We start from the raw sequence: 10,084 nt of genomic DNA on the forward strand, positions 1-10,084 counted from the left end.
CCGGCCGCACGCCCGGCTCCGCGCCCGGCCGGCCCCAAGCCCGGCCCGCGCACGCCGAAGGTGGGTAACAACCCGTTCTCCTCGCAGGCTCCCGTCGAGCGTGCGCCCCGTCCGCAGCCGGGCCCCGGTGGCCCGCGCCCGCAGGGCGGTGCCCGACCGGCTCCCGGTCAGGGCGGACCCCGCCCGCAGGGCGGCGCCCGTCCGGCTCCCGGCCAGGGCGGACCGCGTCCCCAGGGTGGTCGCCCCGCGGCCGGCCCCGGTGGGCCGCGTCCGACCCCCGGCAGCATGCCCCCGCGCCCGAACCCCGGTGCCATGCCGTCGCGCGCCGCGCGTCCGGCCGCGCAGGGCCGTCCCGGCCCCGGTGGTCGTGGTGGGCCCGGCGGTCGTCCCGGCGGCGGTGGCGGCGGCTACCGCGGTGGGCCCGGCGGCGGCACCGGCACAGGTGCTCCCGCGGGCGGTTTCCGCGGTCGTCCCGGTGGCGGCGGTCGTGGCCGGCCCGGCGGTACCGCGGGTGCGTTCGGTCGTCCCGGTGGCGCCCCGCGTCGTGGCCGCAAGTCGAAGCGGGCGAAACGCGCCGAGTACGAGAGCATGCAGGCGCCGATCGCCGGTGGCGTGCGGTTGCCGCGTGGCCAGGGGGAGACGATCCGTCTCGCCCGCGGCGCGTCGCTGAGCGACTTCGCCGAGAAGATCGACGCCAACCCGGCATCGCTGGTCCAGGCGCTGTTCAACCTGGGCGAGATGGTCACCGCCACCCAGTCGGTGAACGAGGAGACCCTCGTGCTGCTGGGCGAGGAGATGAACTACGTCGTCCAGGTCGTCAGCCCCGAGGACGAGGACCGCGAGCTGCTCGACAGCTTCGACCTCACCTACGGCGAGGACGAGGGCGACGAGGACGACCTCGAGCAGCGCCCGCCGGTGGTCACCGTCATGGGCCACGTCGATCACGGTAAGACCCGACTGCTCGACACGATCCGCAAGGCCAACGTCCGCGAGGGCGAGGCCGGCGGCATCACGCAGCACATCGGTGCCTACCAGGTGCTCACGGAGCTCGAGGGCAACGAACGCCTGATCACGTTCATCGACACCCCGGGTCACGAGGCGTTCACCGCCATGCGTGCCCGCGGTGCGAAGGCCACCGACCTCGCGATCCTGGTGGTCGCGGCCGACGACGGCGTCATGCCGCAGACGGTGGAGGCCATCAACCACGCGCAGGCGGCCGACGTGCCGATCGTCGTGGCGGTGAACAAGATCGACAAGGAGGGCGCGCAGCCGGAGAAGATCCGCGGGCAGCTCACCGAGTACGGCCTGATCCCCGAGGAGTACGGCGGCGACACGATGTTCGTCGACATCTCCGCGAAGCAGGGCACGAACGTCGAGGCGCTGCTCGAAGCGGTGCTGCTGACGGCCGACGCCTCGCTGGACCTGCGGGCGAACCCCGACATGGACGCGCAGGGCGTGGCCATCGAGGCGCACCTCGACCGCGGCCGCGGTCCCGTGGCCACCGTGCTCATCCAGCGCGGCACCCTGCGGGTCGGCGACTCGATCGTGGCGGGCGACGCCTACGGTCGCGTCCGGCGCATGGTCGACGAGAACGGCGACGACATCACGGAGGCGACCCCGTCGCGTCCGGCCCAGGTCATCGGCTTCACGTCGGTCCCCGGTGCAGGCGACAACCTGCTCGTGGTCGACGAGGACCGCATCGCCCGGCAGATCGCCGACCGGCGTGCGGCGCGTAAGCGCAACGCCCTGGCGGCCCGCTCGCGCAAGCGCGTCTCGCTCGAGGATCTGGATGCCGCGCTCAAGGAGACGAGCCAGCTCAACCTCATCCTCAAGGGCGACAACTCCGGTACCGTCGAGGCCCTCGAAGAGGCCCTGCTCGGCATCGAGATCGACGACGAGGTGCAGCTGCGGGTCATCGACCGCGGTGTCGGCGGCGTCACCGAGACCAACGTCAACCTGGCGTCGGCGTCGAACGCGATCATCATCGCCTTCAACGTGCGTGCCGAGGGCAAGGCCACCGAGCTCGCCAACCGCGAGGGCGTCGAGGTGCGCTACTACTCGGTGATCTACCAGGCGATCGACGAGGTCGAGGCCGCGCTCAAGGGCATGCTCAAGCCGGTCTACGAGGAGAAGGAGCTCGGCCAGGCCGAGATCCGCGCGATCTTCAAGTCGTCCAAGGTGGGCAACATCGCGGGTTGCATGGTGCAGTCCGGCATCATGCGCCGCAACGCGAAGGCGCGCCTCCTCCGCGACTCCAAGGTCGTGGCCGAGAACCTCACGGTCACGTCGCTCAAGCGCGAGAAGGACGACGCGACCGAGGTCCGCGAGGGCTACGAATGCGGTCTGACGCTCTCGTACTCCGACATCAAGGTCGGCGACGTGATCGAGACCTACGAACTGGTCGAGAAGCCGCGCGACTGATGTTCCTCCGGCCGGGTGCGGTCGGCGCGTTCTGCGCCGNCCNCACCCGACCACTATCCCCAGGGCCGGGTGGCCCGTGTGATGTTCACAGGTGTCATTGAGATAGACCTGCTCCTGGGCGACGTGCACTCGCTCAAGCACAAGCGTTCCGTGCTCCGGCCGATCCTCGCGGAGCTGCGCCGGTTCTCGGTCAGTGCGTCCGAGGTGGGCCACCAGGACCTGCATCGTCGCGCGCTGATCGGCGTCGGACTGGCCGGCCCGGACGCGGGCCACGTCGGGGAGGTCCTCGAGCGGTGCGAACGCACCGTCACGGGGCACCCCGAGGTGGAAGTGTTATCGGTGCGGCGGCGCCTCTGGGGCCCGGAGGACTGAACGTCGCGGAAGGAGCCGAGGATGCGGGAACCGACAACGCCACGGGCACTCGGAGATCCACGGGTCCGGAGGGAACGCGCTGAGCACGTCCGCGACCCGCACGTCGCCCCGATCAACGCCCTCGTCGATCGGATCGCGGAGCGTGAGGGGTGCGGCGCGCTGCCCTATGCCGATCCGCTGTCCGGCGGTGTCGACGCCGAAGTCCTGTTCGTACTGCGCGCGCCGGAGGCGGACGCCGACCCCGACCGGGTCGGCACTCGGTTCCTCAGCCTCGACAACGACGACCGGGTCGCTGCGCTGCAGTTCAGCGTGTTCCGGGAGGTGGGGCTCCCGCGGATGCGCACGGCGGGATGGAACCTGTGCCCGTTCCCTCTTGCGAACCCCGGCGGCGCCCCGACCGATGCCGAGGTGGCCCGCGCGATCCCGTACCACCGCGAGATGCTCGCGATGCTGCCGAAGCTGAAGCTCGTGGTCCTGTTCGGGGCCGCGCCTCGTGATCGCTGGCCGCGCCGCCTTCACCGCGACGTACCGACGATCGTCGGCGCCTCGCCGGGCTGGCCCGGCATCAGCCGGCCCGAGAACCGCCGCTCGTACGACGCAGCGGTGGTGGCGGCCGCGCGGGCGATCGGGATCGATGCGCGGGTCCCGGCGGGCACGGCCGCGACGGCGCCGCGCCCGCGAGCGGCCGAGCCACGGGGCGAACGCGGTGCCCGCGTGTGCCGCGGGTGCTGGACGCTGATGCCTGCGAGCGGCGTGTGCGATTCCTGTCGATGAGATCGGATCGCACCCGTGGGCGTGCCGCTGCCGCCTGTGGCCCGGCACAGGATTGAGTGTGGTCGACGCAGGTGCCGACACACCTGTTCCGGACCGGGATATGCTCGCTGTTCCATCGGTTGATCGCACTGCTGCACCGATTGATCGTTCGACGTGTTTAAGGGAGGGACTGGCCATGGCTGACCCCGCACGGGCCGCTCGGCTCGCGAAGCGAATCGGGACGATCGTCGCGACCGCGATCGAGCACGACATCAAGGATCCGCGACTGGACTACGTCACGGTCACCGATACCCGCGTGACCAACGACCTGCACGACGCGACCGTCTTCTACACGGTCATGGGCCCGACGCTCGACGTCGAGCCCGATTNCGAGGCNGCCGCCGCGGGCCTCGNNAAGGCCCGCGGCCAGCTGCGGAGCAAGGTCGGCGCGGAGACGGGCGTGCGCTTCACGCCCACGCTGCGCTTCGAGCTCGACGGGGTGCCCGCAGCGGTCGCGAACATGGAGGCCCTGCTCGCCAAGGCCCGCGAGCAGGACGAGCGGGTCGCCGCCGTCGCCGCCACGGCGAAGCCCGCCGGCGACGCCGATCCGTACAAGCACGACGACGAGGACGCGGACGACGAACCGGAGGACGAGCGGTGACCGATGCCGCAGCCGCCGTCGCGGCTGCGCTCGACGGTGCGCGGAGCGTCGCGGTGTACTGCCATGTGCGCCCCGACGCCGACACCCTCGGTTCCGGCCTGGGGCTCGCCCGGGTGCTGCGCGCCCGCGGGGCCGAGGTCACCGTCAGCCACCCCGGACCGGACCTGCCGTCCGGGATCGGCCTGCTGCCCGGCGTCGACGGCTTCACCGCACCGATGTCCGATGCGGAGATCGCCGTGGCCGTCGACTGCGCGAGCTCGGAGCGACTCGCGGGCCTCGAGGCGTCCTTCCACGGTCACCGCGAGCGGGTGGTCATCGACCACCACGCGACCAACACCGGATTCGGCACGATCGACCTGATCGACCCGTCCGCCAACTGCACCACCGAGCTCGTCCTCGAGGTCGTGGACGCCCTCGGCGCCGACCTCGACGCCGGGACGGCCGACTGCCTGTACGCCGGGCTGATCACCGACACGGGATCGTTCCGGTGGGCGACGCCCGCGGGGCACGTCATGGCGAGTCGACTGCTCGCGGCGGGCGCCCGCGGCCGCGAGCTCTCGCGCGACCTGCTCGACAGCCACCCGCGCGCGTGGTTCAGCATGGTCGCCGCGGTCCTGAACTCGGCGACTGCGGTGCCGGAGGCCTTCGGCGGCCGGGGCGCCGTGTACGCCGTGTGCCGCGCGGCGGATCGCGGACCGCTCGGCTGGGACGCCGCGGAGTCGCTCATCGACCTCCTGCGCACCGCCGAGGACTGCGAGGTCGCCGCGCTCTTCAAGGAGAGCGACAGTGGGGACTGGTCCGCCTCCCTGCGGGCGCGCACTGACCTCGACGTGTCCGCGGTCGCGCGCGACTTCGGCGGCGGCGGCCACCGCCTCGCCGCCGGATACTCGGCCACCGGCTCGGCCGACGACGTGATCGCGGCTTTCCTCGCCCGGGCCTGATCCACGCATGACGGGAACCGCGTGACCGGGAGCGCCGCCGCGCCCGCAGTGCCTGCCGGCCTGGGGAGGCGCATCATCGGGCAGGCTCTGCCGGCGCTCGGAGTGCTCGCCGCGGAGCCCCTGTACCTGCTGTGGGACACCGCGGTCATCGGCCGGCTCGGTGCGCTGCCGCTGGCGGGTCTCGCCGTCGGCGGGTTGATCCTCGCGACGGTCTCGACGCAGCTGACCTTCCTCTCCTACGGCACCACCTCGCGGTCGGCCCGGCGGTACGGCGCGGGCGATCCGCGCGGCGCCGTCGTCGAGGGTGTGCAGGCGACGTGGATCGCGCTGGCCGTCGGCGGTGTGCTGCTGGCCCTCGTGCAGGGCTTCGCCGGTCCCGTGACGCGGGCGGTGGCGGGCCGTGCCGAGATCGCCGCCGCCGCCGAGTCGTGGTTGCGGGTGGCAGCTTTCGGGATCCCGCTGATCCTCATCACCATGGCGGGCAACGGCTGGCTCCGCGGCGTGCAGCGCCCCCGCGCGCCCCTGGTCTTCGTGCTCATCGGCCTGGGCCTGTCGACGGTGCTGTGCCCGACCCTGGTGTTCGGCTGGGGCGGCGCCCCCGAACTGGGCCTCGTCGGTTCCGCGTGGGCGAACCTCGCCGGTCAGGTCGTGAGCGGGCTGCTCTTCCTCGGGGCGGTCGCGCGCGCTGCGAGTGCGGGCGGCGGCGGGGTCGCGGCGCTGCGTCCGCGGCCGGATCTGGTGCGGGCGCAGCTGCTCCTGGGCCGCGACCTGATCGTGCGCAGCCTCTCCTTCCAGATCTGCTTCGTCTCCGCGGGCGCCGTCGCCGCGCGGGCGGGCGCGCAGTACGTCGGCGCCCACCAGATCGCGATGCAACTGTGGAACTTCGTGGCGCTCGTTCTCGACTCGCTGGCCATCGCCGCGCAGACCCTGGTGGGCGCGGCGCTCGGGGCGGGGAACGCCGGTGCGGCCCGCTCGCTGGGCCGCCGGGTCACCGCCTGGTCCACGGCGTTCGCGCTGGGGATCGCCGCGGCGCTCGCGGCGCTGCAGGGCACCCTGCCGCGCCTGTTCACCTCCGACGCCGCGGTGCTCGACGCCCTCACCGTGCCGTGGTGGTTCCTCGTCGGGATGATCCCGATCGCGGGCGTGGTCTTCGCGCTCGACGGAGTGTTGCTCGGCGCCGCGGACGCCGCGTTCCTCCGCACGGCGACGATGGCCGCCGCGCTCGTGGGCTTCCTGCCGCTGATCTGGCTGTCCTACGCCTTGGGCTGGGGCCTCGCCGGCATCTGGTCCGGTCTGGCGGCGTTCATGGTGCTGCGCTGCGCCGCGGTGGTCGCGCGCTTCCTCGGGCACCGGTGGGAGCGCGTGGGCACCGCGCCGGCCTGAACGGCTTGCAATGCGGCCCTGAATACGATCGTATGTTGCATATGGCATTCACTGTGATCACGAGCACGACCGCGTTCCGCAGGACCCTCGCCGGTGCGGCGGCGGTCGCGGCATGCGGCGCGGCGGTCGCCTGCGCCCCGTCGGACTCCGGATCGGTTCCCTCGTTCACCGTGAATCCCTCGGCGGCGCAGAGCGCACCGGCGTCGGGCCCGTCGTCGGCACACGCGTCCGCCTCGTCCTCGGCGCCGGCCACCACCACCGCCGCTCCCGCGCCGACGGCCACGCAGGAGGCCCCCGCCGGTGGCGCCCCGTACACCGCGCCCACGACCTATCCGACGGCGGAGACCACCACGGCGGCGCCGACGACCACGCAGCAGCCGTATCCCACCACCGTCGTGATCCCGCCGGGCATCGACCTGCCGCCGGGCGCCCCGCGCACCATCACCATCCCCCCGGGCCTGCCCTTCCCGCGCTGATCCGGGTGCCGCCGTGCTGACCCGCGGTTTCCTGCGGACGGTGCATCCGGCCGACGGCCCCGACGAGGTCTGGATCCCGGGGCGGCGCGGCGCGCTGCCGGTGGCGCGGTCCGAGGGGTGGGAGACGGCGGCCGCGGGCTCCGTCCTGCCGGTCGTGATCGACGCCGACCGGCCCACCGCCGCCGTGCTGCTCGACGAGCGTTACGGAGTCGTCGGCGGCGGGAGCGCCGCGGTGCCGTCGGCGGTGGAGGCGCTGTGCCCGGCCCCGTCGGTGGCGGTGCTGCTCGACGCGGTCCGTGCCACTGGCCGCGGCGTCTTCCCGGAGGAGCGGCCGGGGGAGCGGATGACGGAACTGCAATGGGCGGTCGCGCTGCGGCTGGGACAACTGAGCGTGTACGAGGCGCACCGGATCGCGCATCTCGGCGCAGGCACGGACGCGCAGGCCCTGTGCGCGCGGCTCGAGGCGGTGGGCCCGCCGAGAGCGGGCCTGAGTCACCGCCCGTCGACGGTGGATCTCGCGCTCGACCACCTGGCGCGGGCCGCCGTCAGCGCGGTGCAGCTGGCGCGCGCCCGCGCCGCCTTCGCGGCGATCACCCGGCTCGAACGCCGCGGCGCCGGACGGACACTCCTGCGCGCCGCGGCCGATCCCGAGGACGTGCGTGCTGCCCTGGAACCCTTCGTGACGGTGTGCGGCCCGATCCCCGGCGTCGACGCGGCCGCGCTTCCGGTGCCGCCGCCCATGCCGCCCGAGGAGGTCTCGGCCCCACCGGAACTCGTTGTCCGGTCCGCGCCGGAGGGCGCGGGGGACGGCGCCACGACGCTGATACTCGCCCCGTCGTCGACCGACTCCGCGCTGCCCGTCGCGGTCGGCGATGAGCTCGCCGTCGTCGCGCGCCAGGGCGTCACGCTCGCGAGCGTCGCGGTGGGCGCGGGGTGCACGGTGCACCGGGTGCAACTCGTCACTCCGTCGAAGCGCGGCGGTACGACCGTCCGGGTGGTCCCCGCCGTGCCGTCCCATGCCCACGACGCAGTGCGCGTGCTACCGGTGCGGCACTGCCGCGCATTCCTGGCCGCGCATCCCGAGGCGGGCGCGCGCACCGTCGACAACCGGTCCCCGCAGGCGTACCGTCGGCCTGCCCCGGGCCTGCGCCTGGGGGCACCCGCGGCGCGCCGCGTGGCCCCGGCGCGCCGTGCGGATCCATCGCGCCGCACCTGGTTCCGGCGGCGCACCACCGCCCCGCCCGCTATCCCGGCCGGGCCGTCCCCGGACGCCCTCCTGTGGGCCGCGGCGACCGCCGAGCACGACCGGGTGCTCCGTGCCTACCTGCCCTACGAGACCGATCCCGCGCTGATCCTCTCCTACCCGGCCGTCTCCGACATCACCGAGCCGCCGACCGCGGACTTCCACGACGCGCTCGCACGGGCGCAGGCGCTGCGCCCCGAGAGCGGCCCCGCGGGCCCCGAGCTGGCGGAGGCCTACCACCGCGCCGTCGTCGAGACCGCGCGCGCATGGGCGGTGTGCGAGGACCACGGGCGGCGCACCGGCCACACGCACCAGAGCGCACCGGACGCGGCGGACCTGGAGCGCGCCGCGAAACTGCTGCGGCACGCGGCGGGCGCCGGCACGGACCTCGAGCGCGTGGCCTATCTCGACCGCGCCCGGGTGCTGGTGGACGATCTCGCGGGCCGGGCGACGGTGCGCCTCGGCCCCGGGGCGCGGCGGCACCTCGGCGAGTTCGCCGTGGCCGCGCTCCCGGGGCCGAGGACCGACGGGGATCAGCGCGACGCGCGCGGCGCTCCCTGACCCGGATCGATCCGCACCGGACCGTCCTTGCCCGGCGTGACGTCGAAGTCGAAGATCGACGTCGGGATGTACACCGTCGCACAGGAGTTCGGGATGTCGACGACGCCCGAGAGGCGGCCCTCGATCGGTGCGGCGCCGAGCAGCAGGTACGCCTGCTCCGGGCTGTAGCCGAACTTCGTGAGGTAGTCGATCGCGTGCAGGCACGCCCGCTGGTAGGCGAGATGGCTGTCCAGGTAACGCTGTTCGTCGTCGAGGGTCACCGAGGTGCCGGAGAACGCGAGGAACTGCTCGTACCGCGGCCCCACGTCGCCGCCGGGCAGGAAGATCGCGTTCTCGCTGACGCCGTAGGTCTCCATGCCGCCCGAGATGATGTCGACGTGCAGGTCGATGAAGCCGCCCATCTCGATGGCGCCGCAGAAGGTGATCTCGCCGTCGCCCTGGCTGAAGTGCAGATCGCCCACCGAGAGGTTCGCGCCGTCCACGAACACGGGGTAGAAGACGCGGGTGCCGCGGGTGAGGTTCTTGATGTCCTGGTTGCCGCCGTTCTCGCGCGGCGGCGCCGTGCGGGCGCCCTCCGCGGCGGCCGCGGTGAAGGCGTCACCGGTCAGGGTGCCGAGGATGGCGTCGTTCGGCTCGGGCGGGAGCGCCAGCGGCGGCACGCGGTCGGGATCCGTGGCGATGAGCGCCGCTTCGCGGGCGTTCCACCGGGCGAGCAGGTCCTTCGACGGTGCCGTGCCCATCAGGCCCGGGTGGATGATGCCGGTGAAGCTGACGTGCGGCACGTGCCGCGAAGTGGCGGTGTGGCCCGTGAAGTCCCAGACCGCCTTGTAGGCGTCGGGGAACTGGTCGGTGAGGAAGCCGCCGCCGTTCTCCTTGGCGAAGATGCCGGTGTAACCCCAGCCCTGGCCCGCGAGGGGACCGCTGTCCTCCTGCGGGATCGGGCCCACGTCCACGATGTCCACGATGAGCAGGTCGCCCGGCTTGGCGCCCTCCACGGCGATGGGGCCCGAGAGCGTGTGCACGGTCGTCAGCGGTGCATTGAGGATGTCCTCCGCCGAGTCGTCGTTGTGGATGGCACCGTCGAACCACTCGCGGCAGTGCACCCGGAAGGTGTCGCCGGGCTTGACGGTGACGGCCGGCGGGATGGCGTAGTGCCACCGGTTGTGGCCGATCTTCTCCTGGTCGGTGAACTTCTTACTGGAATCGAGCGGAAAGACGACTTCGGGCATGGAGCGGGCCTTTCTTGTTCGGTTGTGCGGGGCGGATCGGGGGG

The 10,084-nt window shown here is 73.4% G+C and carries 8 protein-coding genes and 2 pseudogenes; 9 read left to right on the plus strand and 1 reads right to left on the minus strand.

Annotated features, from left to right (window positions below; all coding sequences use genetic code 11):
- The 9 genes and pseudogenes from infB to ACNAYW_RS24190 all read left to right on the plus strand — a co-directional run.
- A pseudogene (gene infB, locus ACNAYW_RS24150) lies at window positions 1–2,421 on the plus strand (translation initiation factor IF-2); the annotation flags it as partial.
- 81 nt (window positions 2,422–2,502) lie between these two features.
- Window positions 2,503–2,793, plus strand: coding sequence for a DUF503 domain-containing protein (locus tag ACNAYW_RS24155; RefSeq protein WP_415852148.1), 291 nt, complete (start codon window positions 2,503–2,505; stop codon window positions 2,791–2,793).
- Between the two features lie 21 nt (window positions 2,794–2,814).
- A complete protein-coding gene (locus ACNAYW_RS24160; RefSeq protein WP_415852142.1) occupies window positions 2,815–3,567 on the plus strand; it encodes a uracil-DNA glycosylase family protein in 753 nt (250 codons plus the stop codon).
- Between the two features lie 175 nt (window positions 3,568–3,742).
- On the plus strand, window positions 3,743–3,935 hold a 193-nt coding region (locus ACNAYW_RS24165), incomplete at its 3' end, for a ribosome-binding factor A (RefSeq protein ID WP_415852143.1).
- A gap of 26 nt (window positions 3,936–3,961) precedes the next feature.
- Window positions 3,962–4,207: pseudogene (locus ACNAYW_RS24170) on the plus strand (ribosome-binding factor A); the annotation flags it as partial.
- The gene (locus ACNAYW_RS24175; protein WP_415852144.1) at window positions 4,204–5,148 is read left to right on the plus strand and encodes a DHH family phosphoesterase; all 945 of its coding nucleotides are present in this window, start codon (window positions 4,204–4,206) and stop codon (window positions 5,146–5,148) included. The pseudogene ACNAYW_RS24170 and the gene ACNAYW_RS24175, both read left to right, overlap by 4 nt.
- 21 nt (window positions 5,149–5,169) lie before the next feature.
- Window positions 5,170–6,531, plus strand: a complete 1,362-nt coding sequence (locus ACNAYW_RS24180; RefSeq protein WP_415852145.1) for an MATE family efflux transporter — start codon at window positions 5,170–5,172, stop codon at window positions 6,529–6,531.
- 41 nt (window positions 6,532–6,572) lie between these two features.
- Window positions 6,573–7,007 (plus strand): hypothetical protein, encoded by a 435-nt coding sequence (locus ACNAYW_RS24185; RefSeq protein ID WP_415852146.1) that lies wholly within the window; start codon window positions 6,573–6,575, stop codon window positions 7,005–7,007.
- A gap of 13 nt (window positions 7,008–7,020) precedes the next feature.
- Window positions 7,021–8,811: a hypothetical protein gene (locus ACNAYW_RS24190; protein WP_415852147.1), complete on the plus strand. Its 1,791-nt coding sequence runs from the start codon at window positions 7,021–7,023 to the stop codon at window positions 8,809–8,811.
- On the opposite strand, the gene fmdA is transcribed toward ACNAYW_RS24190, so the two are convergent.
- Complete coding sequence (fmdA, locus tag ACNAYW_RS24195; RefSeq protein WP_415852149.1) at window positions 8,784–10,040, minus strand: formamidase; 1,257 nt, start codon at window positions 10,038–10,040, stop codon at window positions 8,784–8,786. The two genes, ACNAYW_RS24190 and fmdA, sit on opposite strands and share 28 nt — an antisense overlap.
- Window positions 10,041–10,084 lie beyond the last annotated feature (44 nt).

It is taken from the genome of Tsukamurella ocularis (assembly GCF_965138335.1).
GTDB lineage: Bacteria > Actinomycetota > Actinomycetes > Mycobacteriales > Mycobacteriaceae > Tsukamurella > Tsukamurella ocularis_A.